Annotated in this window: 22 protein-coding genes; 11 read left to right on the top strand and 11 right to left on the bottom strand. The window is 67.6% G+C overall.

Translation table 11 applies throughout. The features are described from left to right. The first annotated feature begins 12 nt into the window (after positions 1 to 12). The 7 genes from nirD (at position 13) to ACP156_RS01670 (ending at position 7,558) form a co-directional block, all read left to right on the top strand. Positions 13 to 339 carry a nitrite reductase small subunit NirD gene (nirD, locus tag ACP156_RS01700; protein ID WP_425049549.1) on the top strand — a complete coding sequence of 109 codons (327 nt, stop codon included), beginning with the start codon at positions 13 to 15 and terminating at the stop codon, positions 337 to 339. Between the two features lie 248 nt (positions 340 to 587). After that, a complete protein-coding gene (locus tag ACP156_RS01695) occupies positions 588 to 3,308 on the top strand; it encodes a molybdopterin-dependent oxidoreductase (protein WP_425049548.1) in 2,721 nt (906 codons plus the stop codon). Positions 3,309 to 3,326: 18 nt separating this feature from the next. Continuing rightward, positions 3,327 to 4,292 (top strand): glycosyl transferase family protein, encoded by a 966-nt coding sequence (locus ACP156_RS01690; RefSeq protein ID WP_425049547.1) that lies wholly within the window; start codon positions 3,327 to 3,329, stop codon positions 4,290 to 4,292. Between the two features lie 313 nt (positions 4,293 to 4,605). Then, a complete protein-coding gene (locus ACP156_RS01685) occupies positions 4,606 to 5,316 on the top strand; it encodes a DUF484 family protein (RefSeq protein WP_425049546.1) in 711 nt (236 codons plus the stop codon). Further along, complete coding sequence (locus ACP156_RS01680; RefSeq protein ID WP_425049545.1) at positions 5,313 to 6,257, top strand: tyrosine recombinase XerC; 945 nt, start codon at positions 5,313 to 5,315, stop codon at positions 6,255 to 6,257. Before ACP156_RS01685 ends, ACP156_RS01680 begins: the two co-directional genes overlap by 4 nt. Before the next feature lie 17 nt (positions 6,258 to 6,274). Continuing rightward, a complete protein-coding gene (locus ACP156_RS01675) occupies positions 6,275 to 6,817 on the top strand; it encodes a GNAT family N-acetyltransferase (protein ID WP_425049544.1) in 543 nt (180 codons plus the stop codon). Between the two features lie 39 nt (positions 6,818 to 6,856). Beyond that, entirely contained in the window at positions 6,857 to 7,558 is a 702-nt protein-coding gene (locus ACP156_RS01670; RefSeq protein ID WP_425049543.1) for a CDP-alcohol phosphatidyltransferase family protein, read from the top strand. Here ACP156_RS01670 and ACP156_RS01665 read toward each other — a convergent pair. From ACP156_RS01665 to ACP156_RS01620, 10 genes are all read right to left on the bottom strand, one after another. Continuing rightward, positions 7,555 to 8,019: a methylated-DNA--[protein]-cysteine S-methyltransferase gene (locus ACP156_RS01665; protein ID WP_425049542.1), complete on the bottom strand. Its 465-nt coding sequence runs from the start codon at positions 8,017 to 8,019 to the stop codon at positions 7,555 to 7,557. The two genes, ACP156_RS01670 and ACP156_RS01665, sit on opposite strands and share 4 nt — an antisense overlap. A 60-nt stretch (positions 8,020 to 8,079) precedes the next feature. Next, on the bottom strand, positions 8,080 to 8,442 hold the full coding sequence (locus tag ACP156_RS01660) for a VOC family protein (RefSeq protein ID WP_425049541.1): 363 nt from the start codon (positions 8,440 to 8,442) through the stop codon (positions 8,080 to 8,082). A 102-nt stretch (positions 8,443 to 8,544) separates the two neighbouring features. Further along, positions 8,545 to 9,411 (bottom strand): glutathione-dependent disulfide-bond oxidoreductase, encoded by an 867-nt coding sequence (gene yghU / locus ACP156_RS01655; protein ID WP_425049540.1) that lies wholly within the window; start codon positions 9,409 to 9,411, stop codon positions 8,545 to 8,547. Positions 9,412 to 9,553: 142 nt separating this feature from the next. Beyond that, complete coding sequence (locus ACP156_RS01650; protein WP_425049539.1) at positions 9,554 to 10,603, bottom strand: Ldh family oxidoreductase; 1,050 nt, start codon at positions 10,601 to 10,603, stop codon at positions 9,554 to 9,556. Then, positions 10,600 to 11,559 carry an NAD(P)-dependent oxidoreductase gene (locus ACP156_RS01645; RefSeq protein ID WP_425049538.1) on the bottom strand — a complete coding sequence of 320 codons (960 nt, stop codon included), beginning with the start codon at positions 11,557 to 11,559 and terminating at the stop codon, positions 10,600 to 10,602. The genes ACP156_RS01650 and ACP156_RS01645 overlap by 4 nt, the downstream gene beginning before the upstream one ends. Positions 11,560 to 11,613: 54 nt before the next feature. Then, on the bottom strand, positions 11,614 to 12,588 hold the full coding sequence (locus tag ACP156_RS01640) for a 2-hydroxyacid dehydrogenase (protein WP_425049537.1): 975 nt from the start codon (positions 12,586 to 12,588) through the stop codon (positions 11,614 to 11,616). Next, positions 12,585 to 14,207: an ABC transporter ATP-binding protein gene (locus ACP156_RS01635; RefSeq protein ID WP_425049536.1), complete on the bottom strand. Its 1,623-nt coding sequence runs from the start codon at positions 14,205 to 14,207 to the stop codon at positions 12,585 to 12,587. Before ACP156_RS01635 ends, ACP156_RS01640 begins: the two co-directional genes overlap by 4 nt. Further along, positions 14,204 to 15,142: an ABC transporter permease gene (locus ACP156_RS01630; protein ID WP_425049535.1), complete on the bottom strand. Its 939-nt coding sequence runs from the start codon at positions 15,140 to 15,142 to the stop codon at positions 14,204 to 14,206. Before ACP156_RS01630 ends, ACP156_RS01635 begins: the two co-directional genes overlap by 4 nt. Positions 15,143 to 15,152: 10 nt before the next feature. Then, positions 15,153 to 16,067, bottom strand: a complete 915-nt coding sequence (locus ACP156_RS01625; RefSeq protein WP_425049534.1) for an ABC transporter permease — start codon at positions 16,065 to 16,067, stop codon at positions 15,153 to 15,155. Positions 16,068 to 16,144: 77 nt separating this feature from the next. Then, on the bottom strand, positions 16,145 to 17,650 hold the full coding sequence (locus ACP156_RS01620) for an ABC transporter substrate-binding protein (protein WP_425049533.1): 1,506 nt from the start codon (positions 17,648 to 17,650) through the stop codon (positions 16,145 to 16,147). Between the two features lie 182 nt (positions 17,651 to 17,832). Between ACP156_RS01620 and ACP156_RS01615 the strand changes: the two genes are divergently transcribed. Beyond that, a complete protein-coding gene (locus ACP156_RS01615; RefSeq protein ID WP_425049532.1) occupies positions 17,833 to 18,744 on the top strand; it encodes a LysR family transcriptional regulator in 912 nt (303 codons plus the stop codon). Between the two features lie 74 nt (positions 18,745 to 18,818). Here the strand turns inward: ACP156_RS01615 and ACP156_RS01610 are convergent, their stop codons facing one another. Further along, positions 18,819 to 19,709: a DMT family transporter gene (locus ACP156_RS01610; RefSeq protein WP_425049531.1), complete on the bottom strand. Its 891-nt coding sequence runs from the start codon at positions 19,707 to 19,709 to the stop codon at positions 18,819 to 18,821. Between the two features lie 277 nt (positions 19,710 to 19,986). On the opposite strand from ACP156_RS01610, the gene ACP156_RS01605 reads away from it, so the two are divergent. From ACP156_RS01605 to ACP156_RS01595, 3 genes are read left to right on the top strand one after another with little or no spacing between them, the layout of a single operon-like run. Continuing rightward, positions 19,987 to 21,132: a sialidase family protein gene (locus ACP156_RS01605; RefSeq protein ID WP_425049530.1), complete on the top strand. Its 1,146-nt coding sequence runs from the start codon at positions 19,987 to 19,989 to the stop codon at positions 21,130 to 21,132. Further along, positions 21,129 to 22,064 (top strand): 4-hydroxythreonine-4-phosphate dehydrogenase PdxA, encoded by a 936-nt coding sequence (pdxA, locus tag ACP156_RS01600; RefSeq protein WP_425049529.1) that lies wholly within the window; start codon positions 21,129 to 21,131, stop codon positions 22,062 to 22,064. Before ACP156_RS01605 ends, pdxA begins: the two co-directional genes overlap by 4 nt. Positions 22,065 to 22,092: 28 nt before the next feature. Then, complete coding sequence (locus ACP156_RS01595; RefSeq protein ID WP_425049528.1) at positions 22,093 to 22,998, top strand: dihydrodipicolinate synthase family protein; 906 nt, start codon at positions 22,093 to 22,095, stop codon at positions 22,996 to 22,998. Positions 22,999 to 23,002 lie beyond the last annotated feature (4 nt).

Below are 23,002 nucleotides of genomic sequence, written 5' to 3'. Positions count from 1 at the left end.
GGAGCCCGTGACATGAGCTGGATCGACATCGGCCACATCGACGACATCCCGGCGCGCGGCGCGCGGGTGCTGAAGACGCAGCTTGGCTGCATCGGGCTGTTCCGCACCGGCGACGACCGGGTGTTCGCGGTGACGAACACCTGCCCCCACAAGGGCGGCCCGCTGTCCGAAGGGATCGTCCACGGCAACAAGGTCACCTGCCCGCTGCACAACTCGGTGTTCGATCTGGAGACCGGCGCGGGGACGGACGGCTATGCGATCGAGACCTACCCGGTGCGGGTCGAGGACGGGCGTGTGCTGATCGATGGCGACACGCTGAGCCGGCGGAGCGCGGCGTGACTTCGGGGGGGACCCCCTCCCCAGCCCTCCCCCTGGCAGGGGGAGGGAGTGCGGATGCCTCTGGGGGGGTGACCCCCTCCCCGCCCCTTCCCCTGCAAGCGGGAGGGAGTGCGGATGCCTCTGGGGGGATGACCCCCTCCCCGACCCTCCCCATGCTAGGGGGAGGGAGTGCGAATGCTTCTTGGGGGGTGACCCCCTCCCAAACCCTCCCCCTGCAAGCGGGAGGGAGTACGGATGCCTCTGGGGGGGTGACCCCCGCCGCGACCCTTGGCACGAACGGCGCCACCCATAGCTCCCCTCCCCCTCTACAGGGGGAGGGGTCGGGGGAGGGGGCAGCCACCCCACCCCAAACCACCGTCCGCTCCACCTGCGCGTACTGTGGCGTCGGATGCGGCGTCCTGCTGACCCCCGACGGCCAGGGCGGCATCGAGGTCAAGGGCGACCCGGACCACCCCGCCAACCGGGGCCGCCTGTGCTCGAAGGGCATCGCACTGGGCGAGACCGTCGGCCTTGACGACCGCCTGCTCGCCCCGCGCGTGAACGGCGCGGACACCGACTGGGACAGCGCGCTGGACCTCGTCGCGACCCGCTTCGGCGACACCATCGCGAAACACGGCCCCGACAGCGTCGCCTTCTACGTCTCGGGCCAGTTGCTGACGGAAGACTACTACGTCGCCAACAAGCTGATGAAAGGCTTCATCGGCTCGGGCAACATCGACACCAATTCCCGGCTGTGCATGGCCTCGACCGTCGCCGGCCAGCGCCGCGCCTTCGGGACCGACACCGTGCCCGGCACCTATGACGACATCGAAGACGCCGACCTTGTGGTTCTGGTCGGCTCGAACCTCGCATGGTGCCACCCGGTTCTGTACCAGCGCGTGATCGCGGCGCAGAAACAGCGCCCGCACGTGAAGATCGCCGTGGTCGATCCGCGCCGCACCGCGTCCTGTGACCGGGCGGACATTCACCTGCAGATCGAATCCGGCACCGATGTCGAGCTGTTCAACGGCCTGCTGTCGCGCATTCACCAGATGGGCGCGCTGGACAAAGGCTATATGCGCCACGTCGAGGGCTTCAACGCCGCGCTCGCCGCCGCGTCCACCGCACGGCCTGCCGAGGTCACCAAGCTGCCGCAGGCGCTGATCGACCGGTTCTACAACATGTGGATCGGCACCGAGAAGGTCGTCACGATCTTCAGTCAGGGCGTGAACCAGTCCTCGTCGGGCGCCGACAAGGTGAACTCGATCCTGAACTGCCACCTTGCCACCGGCCGCATCGGCAAGCCCGGCATGGGGCCGTTCAGCGTCACCGGACAGCCCAACGCGATGGGCGGGCGCGAGGTGGGCGGGCTTGCCAACATGCTGGCCTGTCACCTCGATATCGAGAACGCCGACCACCGCCGCGCGGTGCGCGACTTCTGGAACGCGCCGACCATCGCGACCGCGCCGGGGCTGAAGGCCGTCGACATGTTCCGCGCCGTGGGCGACGGGAGGATCAAGGCGCTGTGGATCATCCACACCAACCCCGCCGTGTCGATGCCCGACGCCGACGCGGTGCGCGACGCGATCAAGGGCTGCGACTTCGTGGTGGTCAGCGATATCACCGCTCAGAACGACACCGCGCGGCTGGCGCATGTGCTGCTGCCCGCCGCCGCCTGGGGCGAGAAGAACGGAACGGTCACCAACTCGGACCGCACCATCAGCCGCCAGCGCGCGGCGCTGCCGGTGCCGGGACAGGCGCGGCCCGACTGGGAGATCCTCGCCGAGGTCGGCCGCCGCATGGGCTGGCGTCATGCCTTCGACTATTCCACTCCGGTCGAGATCTTCCGCGAATACGCCGGTCTCAGCCAGGTTGCCGGGATCTTCGGACGCGACTTCGACATCTCGGCGGCAACGCGGATGCGCGACATCGACTATGACGCGATGGAGCCGTTCCGCTGGCCGCTGACCGCCACCCGGCAGGGCGGCCGGTTCTTCGCCGACGGGCAGTTCTACACCCCGGACGGCAAGGCGCGGATGCTGCCGCTGAACTACCGCCCGCCGGAATCGAAGCGCGGCCGCCGCTTCCCCTACCGCCTGAACACGGGGCGGCTGCGGGACCAGTGGCACACGATGACCCGCACCGCGAAATCGCCGCGGCTCTCTGCACACCTGCCGGAACCGTTCTGCGAGATCCATCCTGACGACGCCGCCGAACTTGGGCTTGCGCCCGCCGATCTTGTCGAGCTGACCAGCACGCAGGGCCGCGCGATCCTGCGGGTCGTGGTGACAGACAAGGTCCGCCCGGGCGAGGTCTTCGCGCCGATGCACTGGACCGGCGAGACCGCGCCCTCGGCCCGGATCGACGCGCTGGTGGCGCCTGTGACCGACCCGGTGTCGGGGCAGCCGGAAAGCAAGGCCTCGGTGGTGGCGATGAAGAAGTTCGAGGCGGGCTGGTACGCCTTTGCCGTCTCGGCGGGCGACATGACGCCCGACGCCGAGTACTGGGCCCGCGCCCGCACCCGCAACGGCTGGCGCGCGGAACTGGCGGGGCGCGAGGCGCCGGCGGACTGGGAAGCCTGGGCGCGCAAGCTGTTCGGCACCGAGGCGACCGTGCAGGTGGTCAGCGACGCGGGCCGGGGCATTCACCGGCTGGCATTCCACGAGGGCGACCGGCTGGTCGCGGCGCTGTTCGTCGCTCCCGAACCGGTGGGGCTGATGCGCGACTACGTGGCCGCGCTGCCGGGAACCGAGGCGCCCGGAGCGATCTCGGGCCGCGCGCCCGCCGACCGCCCCGATCCGGGGCCGGTGCTGTGCGCCTGCTTCAACGTCGGCGTGAACACGATCCTGACCGCGATCGAGGATCAGGGCCTGTGCACCGTCGAAGCGATCGGCGCGGCGCTTCAGGCGGGCACCAACTGCGGCTCTTGCCGGCCGGAGATCGCGGCGCTACTCCAGAAGGCAGCCCTGCCCCCCAAAGCCGCGGAGTGATCCCGCCATGAGCCGCCGATGACCATCGCCCCCTTCGTCCGCATCCTCGGCCGGGGTCCCGGCCGCTCGCGCTCGCTGACGCGGGAGGAAGCCTTCGAGGCGCTGACGCTGGTCCTGAACGGCGAGGCCGCCCCGGAAGCCATCGGCGCGATGCTGATGCTGATGCGCATGAAAGGCGAGGTCCCCGACGAGATCGCGGGCTTCGCCGAGGCGGCCCGCGCCTCCCTTCCGGCCCTGCCCGCCCCGGCGCTGGACTGGCCGAGCTATGCGGCGGGCCGGACCCGGGGGCTGCCGTGGTTCCTGCTGTCGGCGCGGCTTGTCGCCTCGGCGGGATACCCGGTGCTGATGCACGGCTGGAACTCGCACCAGTCCGAACATGCCTCGGTCCGGGACGCGCTGCCGCTGGTCGGTATTCCGGTGGCGGAAACGGCGGACGCGGTCGCGGCGTCGCTGGAACACGCCGGCATCGCCTATATGCCGCTGGAAGCCTTCTCGCCCCGCTTGCTGGAGCTTTTGCAACTGCGCTCCCACCTTGGCCTGCGGTCCTGCATCAACACGGTGCTGCGGGTGCTGAACCCCGGCGGTGCGGCGGCCTCGGTGCAGGGCGTGTTCCACCCGCCCTACCGCGAATTGCAGCAGGACGCGGGCGCGCTGCTGGGTCTGCCCGCGCTGACCGTGATCAAGGGCGGCGGCGGCGAGTTCGAGCGGAACCCGGCAAAGGGCGTCGCGGGCTTCGGTCTGCGCGCCGGACGGGCGTGGGAACAGGGCTGGCCGGAACTGATCGACGAGACGCGGCGGCTGAACGACGGCGAGACCGACCCGGCGCGGCTGGTGGCGCTGTGGGAAGGACGGCTGGACGACCCGTTCTCGGAGGCCATCGTGGTGGGAACCGCGGCGCTGGCACTGGATACGCTGGGCGTGGCCGGGGCGGAACGGGCGGCCCGCGACCTGTGGGACGGACGCACTCGGGCGCTGGCGGCCTGAGGTCCGCGCCCTTTCCCAACCCCGTGCCCCTGCCCCTTGCTTTCACAGGGGGCTCTGCCCCCGCCGCTGCGCGGCTCCCCCGAGGTATTTTGGCAAGAGAAGAAGGGGGATCCGGCGGCTCGGGGCCCGGTGTCGGCCACTGAAGTGCCCGTGAAGTGCCCGTAAAGTGCCTGTGTCCCGCCTGCCACCCCGGCGGCGGAACCCGAAGGCTGTGGACAATTTTCTGGACTGGTCGGCCCGCGAGCGGGCAGAACCTTAGGCAGAAAAACCAACCGGTTCCCACGAAGGCGCCGGGAGCAGATACGAGGCAGGCATGTCGAGCGAAAACGCCGCGATCCCCGGGGATCTGCGGACAAAGATCATTTCCGAGCCCGAAGTCATCCTGGAAGACCGCGATCTCATGCGCGCGCTGATCGCCGCGAACGAGAAGATCATGGGCGGCAACATCGTCGACCTGCGCGGGATCGCGATGGAGCGGCTGGAGTCGCGGCTGGAACGGCTGGAAGAAACCCATCGCCACGTCATCGCGGCGGCCTACGAGAACCTCGCGGGCACCAACATGATCCACCGCGCGGTGCTGAAGATGCTGGACCCGACCGGGTTCGAGGACTTCCTGAAGAACCTGAACACCGAGATTTCGGACATCCTGCGGCTGGACGCGCTGCGGCTGGTGCTGGAATCGCAGGTCGCGAACGAGGACCCCGCCGCGCGGGGGCTGGGCGACACGCTGCTGGTGGTCGATCCGGGCTTCGTCGAGGCCTACCTGACGCAGGGCCGCAACGTGCCGGTGCGGCAGGTCACGCTGCGGCAGGTGCAGCCCGAGAGCGACATGATCTACGGCGAGCGGTCGGACTGGATCCGGTCGGAGGCCTGCCTGCGGCTGGACTTCGGCAAGGGCCGGCTGCCGGGCATGCTGGTCCTGGGCGCGGAAGATCCGCACCAGTTCAAGCCGACGCAGGGCACCGACCTTCTGACCTTCTTCGCCGGTGTCTTCGAGCGCGCCATGCGCCGCTGGCTGGCGTGACCGGCACCGCGACGGACGAGACACTCGCCCTGTCGCCGGGGCTGCGCGAGGCGCTGTCCCGGTGGCTGGAGCATCTGAAGGCGCTGGACGGCGCCTCGGCCAACACCATCACCGCCTATGGCCGCGACGTGCGCGGCTTCCTCGCCTTTCTCGCGCATCATCGCGGCGGCGCGATGGGGACCGCCGTGCTGGGAGATGTGACCGTATCGGACATGCGGGCCTGGATGGCGCGCGAGCGGGCGGATGGGCTTGGCGCGCGGTCCCTGGCGCGGGCGCTGTCGGCGGTGAAGACCTTCACCACCTGGGCCGCCGAGCGCGACGGGTTCGACCCGACCGCGATCCTGTCGGCCCGGACACCCAAGTACCAGCGCAAGCTGCCCCGCCCCCTGACGCCCGAGGCGGCGCGCGAGATGATCGGGACGGTCGAGCTGCAGTCGCAGAAGGACTGGGTCGCCGCCCGCGACGTGGCGATCGTTACGCTGTTGTATGGCTGCGGGTTGCGGATTTCGGAAGGGCTGGGCCTGACCGGGGCCGAGGCGCCGCTGCCCGAGGTCCTGCGCATCCGGGGCAAGGGCGGCAAGGAGCGGCTGGTGCCGGTGATCCCCGCCGCGCGCCGCGCGGTGGACGCCTACCTGCGCGCCTGCCCCTACCCCGTCGAACCCGAGGCGCCGCTGTTCCGTGGCGCGCGTGGCGGTCCGGTGAACCCGCGGCTGATCCGCAAGGCGATGCAGCAGGCGCGGATGCAACTGGGTCTGCCGGCCACCGTGACGCCCCACGCCCTGCGCCACAGCTTCGCCACGCACCTTCTGTCGGCGGGCGGCGATCTGCGCGCGATACAGGAACTGCTGGGCCACGCCTCGCTGTCGACCACGCAGGCCTATACCGCCGTGGACCAGGCGCGGCTGATGGAAGTCTACGACAAGGCGCACCCCAAGGCCTGAGACGAGCCCGCCGCACCATGATCCCGACCCTCGACACCCCTCGCCTGATCCTGCGCGGCCACCGGCCCGACGATTTCGCCGCCTCGGCGGCGATGTGGGCCGACCCGGCGGTCGTCCGCTTCATCCAAGGCACGCCGCAGACGGCGGAACAGTCGTGGCAGCGGTTCCTGCGCTATGCCGGGCATTGGGCCATGGTGGGCTATGGCTATTGGGTGGCCGAGGCGAAGGCGGACGGGCGCTTCGTCGGCGAGATCGGCTTTGCCGACTATCGCCGGGACCTGTCGGTCGACGTGACGGGCATTCCCGAGGCCGGCTGGGTGCTGGCGACGCATGCCCACGGCAAGGGGCTGGCGACCGAGGCGATGCAGGCGGCGCTTGGCTGGATCGACCGGCGATACCCGCGCACCTTCGCGCTGTTCGACCCGGCGCATGCGGCGTCGATGCACGTGGCGCGCAAGCTTGGCTTCGGGGCCGCGCGCGACATCGCCTATAATGGGCAGCCCGCGGTGACGCTGTGGCGCGACGGGCCACGGACCGGCGCCGCCCCGGCCGGGCCATAACTGTTTGCGCTGCGGCGCACGATACGACATGAGGGGCGAATGACGCTGCGGATCAAGGCCATACTCGTTCACCTGCTGACCGCCACCGGCGCGGTCTTCGCCATGCTGGCGATGCTTGCCGCCGTCGAGGAGCAGTGGGGCCTGATGTACCTGTGGCTGGTGGTGGCCTTCGCCGTGGACGGCATCGACGGCCCGCTGGCCCGACGCTATGACGTGAAGAAGAACGCGCCGATGTATGACGGGGTCCTGATGGACCTGATCATCGACTACCTGACCTACGTGTTCATCCCCGCATACGCGCTGTTCAAGTCGCACCTTTTGCCGGGCTGGACCGGGTGGCTGGCGATCATCCTGATCACCTTCGCCAGTGTCGTCTACTTCGCCGATACACGCATGAAAACGAAGGACAATTCCTTCTCCGGCTTCCCCGGATGCTGGAACATGGTGGTGATCGTCCTGTTCGGATTGCAGCCAAGCTATTGGGCGATCCTGTTCATCGTGGTGGTACTGACCGTCGCGATGTTCCTGCCGCTGAAGTTCATCCATCCGGTACGCACTGACCGCTGGCGGTCCGTCTCGCTGCCGGTGGCGCTGGCGTGGACCTTCTTCGCGGGCTGGGCCGCATGGGTCGATTTCGATCCGCAAAGCTGGGCGCACTGGGGGCTGGTGATCACGTCGCTGTACCTTGTCTTCGCGGGCATCCTGCAACAGCTGATCCCGGCGCGGCGCGGACTGGGCTAGATCAGCAGCGACGCCGCGCCTTCCAGCTTCAAAAGCGCCACCTTCGTCTCGATCCCGCCCGCGCCGGAGTAGCCGCCGAGCCCGGTCGAGGACAGGATGCGGTGGCAGGGGATCAGGATCGGAATGGGATTGGCGCCGCAGGCCTGACCGATGGCCTGCGCCGGGGCGTCTAGGTCGCGGGCGAGATCGCCGTAGGTGCGCGTCTCGCCGCAGGGGATCTTCAGCATCGCGTCCAGCACGCGGGCCGACAGGCCACAGACGCCGGGCCGAAGCGGTACGGTGAAACGGGTCAGGCGACCGTCGAAATAGGCGTTCAACTCGGCGATGGTCTCGGACAAAAGCGGCGTTGCGGGTGCCTCCGCCGCGCCCCAGCCCGCGCGGGTGATCGCGCCGTCGCGGGCTTCGACCCAGACCGGTCCGACAGGGGTCGAAAGCCCCGCACGCTGTTCAACAGGTTTCATGCCGCTATCCATCCGCGCCGGGACGGTGGCGGTCAATCCGGTTCCTGCGGGTCGGAAGGATCAGACCTGCTTCGCCACGTACCAGCTTGTGCCGCAGGGCGTGCGGAAGCCGCCTCGGCGGTCGCCGTCGCCCTTCTCCATCACAGGCTGCAACTCTTCGGCCCCCAGTTCCAGCGCCTTGGCCTGTACGGCGTCCGGGTCCGACACGTAGACATGCACCATCATCGGCGGCCCCTCGGCCCCGCCCATCATCAGGACGGTGTCGCCGATGCGGCACTCGGCATGCATGATGCGGTCGCCGTCGGGCACCACGCGCAGACGCTCGGCCCCGAACACCGCTTCGCAGAACGACAGCACCGCCTCGGGGTCGGTCACCATGAGGTAGGGCGCAAGATCGGTATAGCCCTCGGGTTTGTAGGTCATGGGCAAAGGCTGCGTCCGCCGGTCGATTCCGTCAAACGCTATTCGCGGGACGCGCGACAGGGGCCTGCGGAACGGCGGCGAACCGCCGCTCCGGGGGCGCGCTCAGGAGTCGCCGATCTTGTCGGCGGTCTTCGTCTCGAAATCCGAGGCGTCGTGCCGCTCGTGCAGCTGGGTCGACGGCTCGCCCGCGGTGCGGTTGACCATGCGGCCGCGCTTGGCGGTCGGGCGGTCATAGATCTTCTCGGCCCAGCGCACGACATTGGTGTAGCTTTTCACGTCAAGGAACTCGGCCGCGTTGTACTGCCAGCCCATAACGAGGCCGCCGTACCACGGCCAGATCGCCATGTCGGCGATGGTGTATTCATTCGCGGCCATCCACTCGCGGTCGGCAAGGTGGCGGTCCAGCACGTCAAGCTGGCGCTTCACTTCCATGGCGAAGCGGTTGATCGGGTATTCCCATTTCTCGGGCGCATAGGCGTAGAAATGGCCGAAGCCGCCGCCGAGATAGGGCGCGCTGCCCATCTGCCAGAACAGCCAGTTCATCGTCTCGGTGCGCTTGTGGAGGTCCTTCGGGAGGAAGGCGTCGAACTTCTCGGCAAGGTAGAACAGGATCGAGCCGCTTTCGAACACCTTCACGATGGGGTCTTCCGAGGTGTCGACCAGCGCCGGGATCTTCGAGTTCGGGTTCACGTCGACGAAGCCCGAGCCGAACTGGTCGCCCTTGCCGATGCGGATCAGCCACGCGTCGTACTCGGCGCCCTTGTAGCCAGCGGCCAGCAGTTCCTCGAGCATCAGCGTGACCTTCACGCCGTTGGGGGTGCCCTGCGAATACAGCTGGATCGGGTGCTTGCCGACCGGCAGTTCCTTGTCATGCGTCGGTCCGGCGATGGGCCGGTTGGTCGAGGCGAAGGTGCCGCCGTTCTCCTTGTCCCAGGTCCAGACCTTGGGCGGGGTGTAGGTGTCGGTCATGCGATGAAATCCCTGCTGTCGTCATGCTTCTGGCAACATAGGGGATGCAATCGGGAAACCCAATGGACGGGCGGGCCTGCGGTGACGCACAGGAAACGGCGGCGCGGCGCACAATCGGCGGAGCGTTCCCGCCGGGCGGGTGTCAGAGCGCTGCCGGCGGCGACACGCCCAGCGCCTCGGCCCTTGGCGCGAGACCATCCATGATGCCGGGATACAGGCGCACGCCGTTCGCCTGTGCCTCGGTGCGGCGCTTCAGGGCCGCCTCGCCCGGCAGCCGTACGCTTTCGACGCCGGGGCGCGGGGTCGAGGCGCGGCAGGCGGCCGCCAGCCAGCCGGTCTGGCGCAGGAACGCTTCGCGCCCGCCGAATGCCTCGGGGTCCATCACCTGAACGGTGAACGAGCAATTCATCCCCGGCAGCGCATCGGCCCGCCCGATCCCCGACAGGCCCTGCGTGACGGCCTCGGCGGTCAGGCCAAGGCCATAGCCCTTCTGCCCGTGATCCAGACCGCCGGTCGGCAGCACCGTGCCGCCATTGAACACCACGTTCGGATCGCGGCTGGGATTGCCTTCGGCATCCATCAGCCAGTCGTGCGGATAGCTGCGCCCCTCTGCGACCAGCCGCTTGGCCATGTTGTTGGTGGTGATCGAGGCCGAGATGTCGATCAGGATCGGCACGCCGCCGGTCGGGATGCCATAGGCCACCGGGTCCGGGGTGTAGACCGGGCTCATGCCGCCGAAAGGCGCCACCGTCGCCGCCGAGGGGACAGAAGACGCCAGCATCACCATCATTCCGGCGTCGGTCGCCTTCTCGAGATAGACGGCATGCGCCCCGATGTGGTGCGCATTGCCCACCGCGATGGTGCAGGTGCCGTGCTCTGCCGCGCGGTCCACGGCAAGCGTCATCGCCTCGTCCGTCAGCCATGCGCCGGGCAGCCGCTGCCCGTCCCAGCAGACCGACGCGCCCCGGTCGGACACCACCTTGGGCGCGCCTTCCCTGGTCACGGTGCCGTCCGCGATCATGTCGAGGTACCACGTCGCCAGCCCAAGCCCGTGCGTGTCATGCCCCATCGCATCGGCGGCGACGAGGTATCGGCCCACCGCCTCTGCCTGCGCTTGTCCCAGACCGGCGGCGGCGAAAACGTCCTGCGCCCAGGCTGTCAGAGCGTCCAGGTCATAGCGGGGTTCGGTCATCGGGCCAGCTCCGTTCCGTTCAGCGCGCGCGCAGGGATCGCGCCGGTTTCGATCTCGGCGATGTCGGCCAGCACCATTTCGCCCGTCCGGACCACCGCGCCGTGCGTGTCCGCGCCGGTGTGCGGCGAGAACAGGACATTCGGCGCCTGCATCAAGGCCGAGGCCGGATCCGGCGGTTCCGCGCGGAACGCGTCCACCGCCGCGCCGGCAAGATGCCCGCTGACCAAAGCGGCCGCCAGCGCGTCCTCGTCCACCACCAGACCGCGCGCATAGTTCACAAGGAACGCGCCGGGCTTCATCCGCGCGATATCCGCCGCACCGATCAGGTCGCGGTTCGCTTCCACGCCGGTGACGTGCAGGCTTAGCGTGTCGGCGCGGGCGATGACCTCGTCCGGGTCAAGAAGCTCGACGCCCATCGCCAAAGCCTCGGCGGCGGCGGTCTCGTCGGGGTCATAGCCCACCACGTTCATGCCGACGCCAAGCGCCATGCGGGCGACGCGGCCTCCGATCTGGCCCAGCCCGAGGATGCCCAGGGTCGCGCCGGTGACCTCGCGGCCGCGCTGGCGTTCGAACCGGCCCGAGGCGACGCTGTCGTGGTTCCACAGCAGGCTGCGCGACAGGGCGAAGACCGCACCGATGGCAAGTTCCGCCACCGACAGCGCGTTCGCGCCGGGACAGCTTGTGACGACGATACCGCGCGCCGAGGCCGCCGGGATGTCGATGCTGTCGACGCCCACGCCGTGCTTCAGAACCGCCTTCAGGTTGGGTGCGGCGTCCATCACCGCGCCGTCGATCCGGGGAAGCCCCGCCACAAGGTACTCGGCCTGCCCAAGCGCCGCCTGCATCTCGGGCCCGTCCTCGATCACGCGCAGGATCGTGTGGCCGGCGGCGGCGGCGCGGTCCGCGATGTCCCCTGCCCGTGCGAAGGCGGGAGAGGTTGTAAGTACGACAGCCATCCTAGCCCGCCCTTCCTGTCGGCAGGGCCCGGCCCCGGCCGCGTCCGTCTTTCCTCATGCGCTTTCGGCGTCCGCGCCCTGCTTTACGTCGTTGACCGGGGTCAGCAGCGGTTTGCCCGCGAAACAGGCGGCGAGGTTGTCGACCACAAGCTGCGCCATCGCGTCCCGCGTCTCGACCGTGCCCGAGGCATGGTGCGGGTACAGCGTCACGTTCGGCAGCCCGGTCAGCTCGGGGTTCGGGTTCGGCTCGTTCAGGTAGACGTCCAGACCCGCATCGCCCAGCGTGCCGTCCTTCAGCGCGGCGATCAGGTCGGTCTCGTTCACCACCGAACCGCGCGCGACGTTGATCAGCGTGCCCTTCGGACCCAGCGCCTTGCAGACGTCGGCGTTGATCATGCCCTCGGTCTCGGGGCCGCCGGGGACGATGACGATCAGGATGTCGGACCATTCCGCCAGCGACACGATGTCGGGGAAATAGGCATAGGGCACGTCCTTCTTCGACCGCGCCATATAGCCAAGTTCCAGCCCGATCGGCTCGAACCGGCGGGCGATGGCCTTGCCGATGGTGCCAAGGCCGGCGATGCCCGCCTTCTTGCCGCGCAGCGCCGAGGTCAGCGGGTACATCCCCTGCCGGCCCCATGCGCCGGTCTTCACATAGTCATGCCCGGCCACAAGGTGACGGCGGCAGGCCAGTGTCAGCATCAGCGCGCAGTCGGCCACGTCGTCGAACAGCGCGTCCGACGTGTTGGTGAAATGCACGCCCGCCTCGGTCAGGGCGTCGACGTCGATGTCCTCGAACCCCGCCGAGGAACAGGCGACGATCTTCAGCTTCGGCATGTGCTTGAGATGCTCGCGCCGGAACGAGGCGTGGCCGTTGATCACGACCCCTTCGCACTTCGGCCCATGCTCGGCGATGAAGGCGGCCTTGTCCTCGGCCTGGTCGTAACGGTGCAGCGTGTAGGTCTCTTCCAGCTGCGCCATCTGCGGCGGCAGCGTGGGATAGACGACCAGCAACTCGCGCTTGGTCATGCAGTCTTCTCCAGTTGCATGCGGGCCTTGCGGCGTTCTGCCTGCACCTCGGGATCGGGGTGTGGGGACGCGGCCAGCAGGTCCTTGGTGTACTGTTCCTTGGGGTTCTCGAAGATCTCGCGCACGGGGCCCTGTTCCACGATCCGCCCGCCCTGCATCACCACCACCCGATGCGCGAAGTCGCGCACCAGCGGCAGGTCGTGGGCAATGAACAGGTAACTGAGGCCAAGCTCGTCCTGCAAGCGCTTCAGCAACTGGATCACCTGCGCCTGGATCGACACGTCCAGCGCCGACACGGCTTCGTCGCAGATGATCAGGCGCGGTGCGAGCGCCAGCGCGCGGGCGATGGCGATCCGCTGCCGCTGACCGCCCGAGAACTGGTGCGGGTAGCGGTGCATGTGGCTGGCGTCCAGGCCGACGTGGTCCAGAAGCTCCCGCACCTTCGACTTCCACTCCGACTTGGGGAGGATCTCGGGGTGGATGACGAAGGCTTCGGAGATGATGTCGAACACCGACATCCTCGGGTTCAGGGACTGCGTCGGATCCTGGAACACCATCTGGATTTCGCGGCGAAGGTCGAACAACTCGGCAGGCGCCATCGTCACGAGGTCACGCCCCTCGTAGAAGGCCGCGCCGCCGGTGGCGTCCTCGAGCCGCAGAATTGTCTTGGCAAGCGTCGACTTGCCCGAGCCGCTTTCGCCCACGATCGCCACCGTCTCGCGCGGCAACACGGTCAGCGTCGCGCTGTCGAGCGCGGTGAACGCGCCATAGGCCTTGGACAGCCCCTCGATCTTCAGGATCGGCTCTTCGCCGCCCACTGGCTGCGCCATCTCGCCCTCGCCCGGAACGGCGGCGATCAGCTTCTTGGTGTAGGGATGCACAGGCGCCTTGTAGACCTGCGTGGCGGTGCCGCTTTCGACGATCTCGCCCTTGTTCATGACCACCACGCGGTCGGCCACCTCGGCCACCACGCCAAGATCGTGCGTGATCAGCAGAAGGCCCATGCCGGTTTCGGCCTGCAGCTCTTCGAGCAGTTCGAGGATCTGCGCCTGGACCGTCACGTCCAGCGCGGTCGTCGGTTCGTCCGCGATCAGGATGTCGGGCTTCATCGCAAGCGCCATCGCGATCATCAGGCGCTGCCGCTGCCCGCCCGAGAACTGGTGCGGATAGGTGTCGATCTTGTTCTCGTAGTCCGGGATTCCGACCCGCTTCAACAACTCCATCGTCCGCTCGCGCGCCTTAGACTTGGGCGTGCCGTGGGCCGTCATCATCTCGGCGATCTGGAAGCCCACGGTATAGACCGGGTTCAGGTGGCTCAGCGGATCCTGAAAGATCATCGCGATGCGGCGGCCGTTCAGGTCGCGGCGTTCGTCTTCGGACATCTTCAGGATGTCGCGCCCCTCGAACAGGATCTCGCCCGACACGATCTCGCCCGGCGGGCAGTCGATCAGGTTCATGATCGCCGAGGCCGAGACCGATTTGCCGGACCCGGACTCGCCCAGGATCGCCAGCGTCTCGCCCCGGTCGAGGTGCCACGTCACCCCGCGCACGGCGTGGACGGTGCCCTGTGCCGTGTGGAAGTCGACCGAAAGGTCTTTGACCTGCAGAAGATGGTTCATTTCTTCTTCCTCGCGATCTCGAGCCGCCAGCGCTGCACCGGGTCAAGCGCCGTGCGCATCCAGTTGCTGAGAAGGTTCAGGGACAGGGTGGTGAGGATGATCGCTAGGCCCGGCCAGAACGACAGCCACCACGCGGTTGTCAGGTAGGACCGGCCCTGCGCGACCATCAGGCCCCAGGTGATCTCGGGCGGCTGGATGCCGATGCCGAGGAACGACAGCGAGCTTTCCGCCAGCATGACGAAGGCGAAGTCCAGCGTCGCGATGGTCACCAGCGTCGGGAAAACGACCGGCAGGATGTGGCGGAACACGATCCGGTTGGTCGAAGCGCCCATGACCTTCGCGGCCTGCACGAACATCCGCTCGCGGATCTCCAGCACCTCGGCGCGGCAGGTCCGCAGGTAGATCGGGATACGGGTGATCGCCAGCACGATGATCAGGTTTCCGACCGCAGGCTCCAGCATGTACAGCACGATCACCGCCAGCAGCAGCGACGGGAACGACATGATCACGTCCGCCAGCCGCATGATGACCTGGCTGCCCGCCTTGTTCGAGTAGCCCGCGATCAGGCCCAGCCCGGTGCCGATGATCATGGCGCAGACCACGGCGCCGGCGGCGACCATCATGGTGTTCTGCGCCGCGACGATGATCCGCGCCAGCAGCGGCCGGCCCAGCGCGTCGCCGCCCAGCCACATCGTCCAGTGCAGCGAGAAGTCGAACGGAGGCGCGTTGCGGCCGCGCAGGTTCTGCTTGGTCGCCACGTCTTCCAGCAGCATCGGCCCGAACAGCGCGCAGAGCACGACGATGAACAGGAAGATGGCGGCGCACAGCGCCAGCTTGTCGCGCCACAGCATGCGCGCGATCTGGACATAGGCCGGAGGCGCGTCGGCGATGGCCGGGGCTTCGGAGGGAGCGTTGTGAGGGGATACGTCTGTCATGGCCATGGGCTCAGTACCGGATCCGCGGGTCGAGCACCGCGTAGAGGATGTCGATCAGCAGGTTCATCACGAAGATGGCGAAGGCGGTGACCATGATCGCGGCAAGGATCACGGTGAAGTCGCGCTGAAGGATCGAGTCGATCATCAGCTTGCCGACGCCGGGGAAGCCGAAGATCGTCTCGACCACCACCGCGCCGTTCAGCAGCGCCGCGGCCTGGTCGCCGATCACGGTGATCACCGGCAACATCGCGTTGCGCAGCGCGTGGACGAAGATGATCGGGCGGTTCTTCAGGCCCTTGGCGCGGGCCGTCTTCACGTAGGCCGACGACAGGGTCGAGATCATCGAGCCCCGCACGACCTGCAGGATCAGGCCGAAGGGCCGGATGAACAGCACCGCGATGGGCAGGATCCAGTACTCCCAGCCGCCGGTGCCCGACGTGGGCACCCAGCCCAGTCCGACCGAAAAGACGACGATCGCGACGATGGCGATCCAGAAGTCCGGCGCGCTGGCGCCGATCAGCGAGAAGAAAGTGGCCAGCCGGTCGAACACGCCGCCGACCCGGTAGGCCGCAAGGCTGCCGACGATGATCGCCATCACGGTCACCAGCGTCATGGTGATGACCGCCAGTTGCAGCGTCCACGCAAAGCCGCGCAGCACCGCGTCAAGCGCGGGCTCGGCCCGGCGGATCGACATGCCGAAATCGAAATGGGCAAGATCCCAGACATAGCGGCCGAACTGGACCAGCAGCGGGTCGTTCAGGCCATGGATCTCGCGGAAGTTCTCGCGCGCCTCGGCGCTCGCGTCGACGGGCAGGTACAGGTCCGTCGGGTCGCCGGTCAGACGGCTGAGGAAGAAGACGAGGATCACGAGACCGATCAGCGAGAAGGCGCTGGCCACGGCTCGTTTTCTGAGGAAGGTTTTCATCGCTCGGCCCCGCTGCGATTGCGGTGGGAAATTGGGGGTTAATCAGGGGCGGACGCGTGGCCCGCCCCTGTGCAGGATCACTTGAAGCTGATCTGCGACAGCTGAAGTTCGCTGTTGGTGCGGATCGACGGCTCGAAGTCGAGACGCGGGTTCACGCGGCTGAAGCCCACCATGTGGAACAGCAGGACGTCGTAGACCTGCTCCATCTGGATGTACTCGAACAGGTCGCTCCACAGGGCGGCGCGCTCGTCGCCGGTGGCCGCGGTGGCGGCAGCGATCATGTCGTCGAGGCCGGCGTCACGCACGCCCGACTGCAGGCCCTCGGAGGCGTACTTGAAGTAGACCGAGAACACCGGGTCGCCGTTGGCGTTGTCATGCATCGCCGCGACGATCTCGGGACCGCGATCCTCCGGGAACGGGTTCGAGTAGTGCTCGAGCCATTCCGCCACTTCGACCATCTGAAGCTTCACGTTCAGGCCGACGTCGGCCCACATCGCGGTCAGCGCTTCGAGGGTCTCGACCACGTTGCCCCAGTTGTTGTTCCGGCCGATGAAGGTGATCTCCATGTCGGTCGGGACACCGTCGGCGGCAGCAGCGGCCAGCAGTTCCTTGGCCTTCTCGGGGTCATAGGGGAACGGCTCGAGGTCGTGGTTGTAACCGATGGTCGACGGCGGGTTGATCGCAGTGGCCAGCAGGGTGCCGTCGGCCAGGATGGTGCCGATGAAGGCTTCGCGGTCGACCGCGTAGTTCATCGCCTGACGGACGCGGACATCGTTCAGCGGCGCCATCTCGGTGTCGAGGCGGATATAGACCGTCTCCGAGTTCGGGTAGCTGAAGTCCATCTCGGGATCGGTGGCGTCCTGAAGCGCGATGGCCGGCGCGATGTCGGCTTCGCCGTTGGCGACCATCGCCGCCATGACCGCCGAGTCGGAACGGAACACGTAGGTCGCGTTCGTCACGGTCGGGGTTTCGCCCCAGTAGTTCTCGTTCAGCGAGAGCTTGATGTCCTGGCCGCGGTTGTACTCGTCGAAGGTGTACGGACCGGTGCCGACCGGAACGTCGACATAGGCGTCCATCGAGGTCTCTTCCGGAACGACGGTCACGGTCGACAGCAGCAGCGGAAGGATCGGCTGGGCCGGGTCCGCGGTGATGTTGATCGTGGTGTCGTCCACCACCTCGGTGGTCAGTTCGATGCCGCCGAAGAACTTGGCGCCGATCTCGCACGAGATGTTCTCGGACTTGATGCGCTCCAGCGAGTGCGCCACGTCGGTCGCGCCGAAGGCCGAACCGTCATGGAAGGTCACGCCGTCCTTGAGCTTGAACTGCCACGTACCACCGCCGAGGTCTTCCCAACTTTCGGCAAGACGGGGCTGAAGCCCTTCGTCCGGCGTCAGTTCTGTGATGGTTTCGGCCACGTTCTGCAGCACGACACGGCCCACGTTGGACCGCGACGCCTCGCACGGGTCGACGATGTCCAGCTCTTCCGGCAGGACGATGGTCACGCCCGTCTCGCCATGGCTGGCCGCGAAAGCCGCGGTCGACGAAAGCAGCAGCGCCACGGCGCCGCCGAGATTCCTGATCATTGTGATACCTCCCTAGGTGTCAGTCTTGCCGGCAAACCCTCCCGCGCCGGCAGAGCTTCCGTTGTGGCGGAAGCAATCTGGAGTGTACGGGCGCTCCGTCCCTTGTACATTCCAATGATGGATTGAATTGATCCAAAAATTGGATCACTCTTTCGCCGGCATCCTCTGCGGAAGGACATCGGATGGCAGGCGGAAAGTACGAATTCTCGCAGCTGCGCTGCTTCGTTGCGGTCGCGGAAGAGCTGAACTTCCGCCGCGCGGCAGAACGTCTGCACATGACCCAGCCGCCGCTGTCGCGGCAGATCCGATTGCTGGAGCATGGGCTTGGCCTTCAGCTTCTGGAGCGGACCAACCGTCGGGTGAGCCTGACACCCGCCGGGGAAAGCTTCTACGATTCGGCCACCGACCTGCTGCAACGGTCCGAGCATGCGATCCTCAAGGCGCGGCAGGCGCAGCGCGGCGACTATGGCAGCATCGCGCTGGGGTTCGTGCCGTCCGCGGCGCTGGAATTCGTGCCGCGCATCGTGACGATGGCCTCGGCGAGGTTTCCCGGCGTGACGCTCGATCCGACCGAGATGATGAGCTACGAGATCGTCGAGGCGCAGCGGTCGGGCCGGCTGGACCTTGGCCTGACCCGGATGGAACACACCCGTTCCGAGATCGCCCGCGAGCGCGTCGTCAGCGAACCTTTCATGCTGGCGATCCCGCGCAATCATCCGCTGGCCGACAAGCCCGAGCCGACGATCAAGGACCTGAACGGCGCGCCCTTCGTCGGATACTCGACCGAGAGGGGCGGCTTTGTGCGCGAAACGCATCAGGCGCTGTTCGGGTCTTACGGCATCTCGCCCCGCACCGTGCAGGAGGTCAGCCAGACCCACACCGTGCTGGCGATGGTCAACTGCGGCATCGGGCTGGCGCTGGTCCCCGCCTCGTCCCGCGTGCTGCGGATGGACAACGTGCGCTATGTCGACCTCGACCTGCCGCGGCAGTTCCGGTCCGACATGTACCTTGTCTACCGCGCCGGGGAACGCACCGTGCTTCAAGAGCGCATGCGCGAACTGATCGTCGAGGCGCTGGCGCCCTATAACGACTGACCTCACCGGTCGCGCCACACGATCTTGAGAAAGATCGTGCGGCTCGGGATTATCCAGAAAATCCCGCCCCCGGATCATATCTCGCGATCCTTCCGCGACCGGGCGCTGCGGGCCATCAGAAGCGTCGCGCCGAAGATCACCGTTCCACCGATCCACGTGGTCAGCGGCACTTCCTGCGCGAACAGCAGGTAGCCCAGCGCCGCCACCAGCGGCAGCCGCAGGAAGTCGATCGGCACCAGCAGCGACGCCTCGGCCAGCGAGAACGCCCGCGTCAGCATGCCCATGTTCAACGCGCCCAGCGCGCCTTGCAGCGCAAGAAGCGCCCATTCCCCCGGCGTTGGCGTCGACCACACGATGACCGCCGGAACGGCCGCGATCGGCACCGTTGCGATCAGGTTCCACGCCACCAGCGTCTCGGTCGAATCCCGTCCCGACATCGGCTTCAGCAGCAACTGGATCACCGCCGTCAGCAATGCGCCCGCGAGCGCGAAGATCAGCCCCGGCGACACCGCGCCCTGCCCCGGCCGCAGCACCATCAGGACGCCGACGAAGCCCACCAGCACCGCGATCACCCGGATCGCGCGCGGGCTTTCCGAAAGGAACACCCACGCCCCGATGGTCACGAAGATCGGCGCGGCGAACATGATCGCGGTCACATCCGCCAGCGGCGACAGCGCGAAGGCGAAGAAAAACGCGATCAGAGACGCCAGTTTCAGCGCCGCGCGCAGAATGTGAAGCAAGCGGTAGTTCGACCGCATCACGCCCGGCCGCGACAGGATGAAGGGCAAGAACACCAAAAGCCCGAACAGCGCGCGCGTGAAGCCCATCACGAAGGGATGCACCCCCGATGACAGCTGCCTCACTAACACCGCGTCCATCGCGCTTAGCACCGCGACACCCACCATCAGGGCGACGCCAAGCATCTGCGCTTTGTCCGGATGACCCGGCTGGTTGTTCGACGCCATGATGGTCCATCTTCTCCCCGAAACCGCGCGATCCCCCCGGCGGCCTCCTCGGGCCGAAACGTCCCCCAACAGCCCCTCACTTGTCAATCACATATTTCCAGATCGGCACTTCGGAAGCGAGGCTTCAATTTTTATCGTTTATTATCAACCCCAATTATCGCTCAAAGCGTTTCGAGAGAGTTTTCCATTCTCTTTTTCAACTTGACAACTTTGGGTGACAACCCGAAACATCCGTGCCGCGGACAGGACCCGCAGACCGAGACGGAAAGACGATTCGATGGCGCTTGCGACACCCGAAGAGATCGCGGACGGCATGGATGGCACCCAGACCGAGACGGCCCCCGGCCGTCACGAGGCGCTGCTGCCCAGCCCCTGCATCCAGAACCACGCAGCCTTTCTGTCGGAAGCGGCGGACGGGCTGCATTGCCTGTGGTTCGGCGGCTCTTTGGAAGGCAAGTCCGACATCTCGATCTACCGCAGCACGCTTGCGCCCGAAGGGTGGCGCAACGCGAACCGGGTGACGGACGACGCCGAGCGGTCGGAACAGAACCCGGTCGAGTTCGACGCGCCCGACGGTCGCCGCCTTCTGCTGCACACGGCGCAGCCCGGCGGCAATCAGGACGCCTGCGTCGTCCGGATGCGCAACCTTGGCGAAACGCCCCGCGACCTGCCCCTGCCCGCCGGCACCTTCATTCGCGGCCCCGTCCACGTCCGCTCCGACGGCGCTTGGATGCTGCCGCTGTTCCGTTGCGTGTCGCGCCCCGGCCAGAAATGGACCGGCAGCCACGACACCGCCGCGCTGGCAATCAGCGCCGACGCGGGCGAGACGTGGCGCGAAGTCGAGGTTCCGGGCTCGATCGGGTGCGTTCACATGACGCTGGTGCCGCTGGGCGGCGCGCGCTGGGCCGCCTTCTTCCGCCGCAGGCAGGCGGATTTCGTCTATCGCACCGACAGCGCCGACGACGGCGAAAGCTGGTCGGTCCCGCAACCCACAGACGTGCCGAACAACAACTCGTCGATCTCGGTGATCCGGATGGCGGACGGCCGCATCGCCATGGCCTGCAACCCGACCAACGCCGCCGAACATCCCGAGGCGCGGCGCGAGTCGCTGTACGACGAACTGGGCGAGGCCGACGACCGGCCCAACGCGACCGGCGGTTGCAACCCGACATGGGGCGTGCCGCGCGCGCCGATGACGCTGTGTTTCTCGAAGGACGAGGGCCGGACCTTCCCGGTGCGCGTCACCGTCGAGGACGGCCCGGGCACCTGCCTGCACAACAACTCGGTTGACGGCAGCAACAAGGAAATGTCCTACCCCTCGCTGATCCAGGCGACGGACGGCACCCTGCACCTCGCCTATACCTACCACCGGCGCGCCATCAAGCACGTGGCGCTAAGCCCCGAATGGCTGGAGCGGCAATGATCGGCATCACCATGGGAGACCCCGCAGGGGTCGGACCCGAAGTCACCCTGAAGGCGGTGGACGCCATGTCCCCCGAGGACCGTGCGCAGACCCGCATCTTCGGCTGCCGCGCGACGCTGGAAGCGGCGCAGAAGGCCGTGGGCACCCACGTCGACCTAGACGCGGTGCTGATCGACATCCCCGTGGACGGCGCCCCCCTGCCCTTCGGCAAGGAAGACCCGCGCGCGGGCGACGCGGCCTTCCGCTTCGTCGAGGCCGCGGTGCGCGCGGCCGAAGCGGGTGAGATCGGCTGTATCGTCACCGCGCCGCTGAACAAGGCGACGCTGAACGCGGCGGGGCATCACTATGACGGTCACACCGGGATGCTGGCGCATCTGACCGGCCAGCCGAAGGCGTGGATGATCCTTGCCTCGGACAAGCTGAAGGTGATCCACGTCTCGACCCACGTCTCGCTGAAGGACGCCATCGACCGGGCCACGCCAGAACAGATCCTGAAGACGATCCGCATCGGCAACGCGCACCTAAAGCGCATCGGCTACGACAAGCCGCGTATCGCCGTCGCGGGCATCAACCCGCATTGCGGCGAGGGCGGGTTGTTCGGCACCGAGGACGACGTGCAGGTCGTGCCCGCCGTGAAGGCCGCGCAAGAGGAAGGCATCGACGCGCACGGCCCGATCTCGGCCGACACGCTGTTCCACCGCGCCTATAACGGCGCCTTCGACCTGATCGTCGCGCAGTACCACGACCAGGGCCACATCCCGGTCAAGCTTGTCGCCTTCGACACCGGGGTGAACGTCACGCTGGGCCTTCCCATCGACCGCACCTCGGTCGATCACGGCACCGCCTTCGACATCGCGGGCAAGGGCATCGCGAACCACGAGAACATGGTCCACGCCATCGCATACGCACGAAAGCTGGCCGCCGGGCGCTGACCCGGAACGCGGCCAAAGGGAGGAAGACTTGAACCACGCGATCCAGGGCGTCCATTGCGCCGCCGCCACCCCTGTCGACGCCGACGGCCGGCCCGACCTGCCGCTGTATGTCGACCACTGCAAGAAGCTGATGGAAGAGGGCTGTCACGGCATCGCCATGCTGGGCACGACCGGCGAGGCGAACAACTTCTCGGTCAAGGACCGCATGGCGCTGCTGGACGGGCTGGTGGACGGCGGGATGGAGCCCGGCACGTTGCTGCCCGGCACCTCGACGCCCAACATCCCGGAAACGATCGAGCTTTCGGCCCATGCGGTGAAGGCCGGCGCCAAGGGCGTCGTGCTGCTGCCGCCCTATTACTACAAGGGCGTCAGCGACGAGGGGCTGTACCGCTTCTATTCCCGCGTGATCGAGGGTGTCGGCGATGACGCGATGCGGATGGTGTTCTACCACATCCCGCAGGTAACGCAGGTGCCGATCTCGCACGACCTGATCGAGCGTCTGATGGACGCTTTCCCCGGCATTGTCGTGGGGATCAAGGATTCGTCCGGCGATCTCGAGAACATGAAGGCGATGTGTGAACGCTTCCCCAAGCTGGGTGTTCTGGCCGGGGCCGATCCGATGATGCTGCCGCTTTTGCGCGTCGGCGGGGCGGGCTGCATCACCGCCACGTCCAACCTGCGCGCCGATGCGCTGCGGGTGGTGTGGGAGACGTGGGACAAGCCGGGCCGCGAGGCCGAGGTCGAGGCGGCGCAGGACCGGATCAACGAATGGCGGACGCTGTCGAACAGCTATGTCCAGTTGCCCACCGTGAAGGCGATGGTCGCCCGCGCGCGCGGCGACAACGGCTGGATGCGGGTGCTGCCGCCGCTGGTCGAGGTGACCGAGGCCGAGCGCGATGCCGTCTGGGCCGAGATGGAGAAGCTGGGGGGCTGACCCC

Source organism: Psychromarinibacter sp. S121 (genome assembly GCF_049801035.1).
In the GTDB taxonomy this organism is placed as follows: Bacteria; Pseudomonadota; Alphaproteobacteria; order Rhodobacterales; family Rhodobacteraceae; genus Psychromarinibacter.
This window is presented reverse-complemented; position numbering and strand designations above follow the sequence as displayed.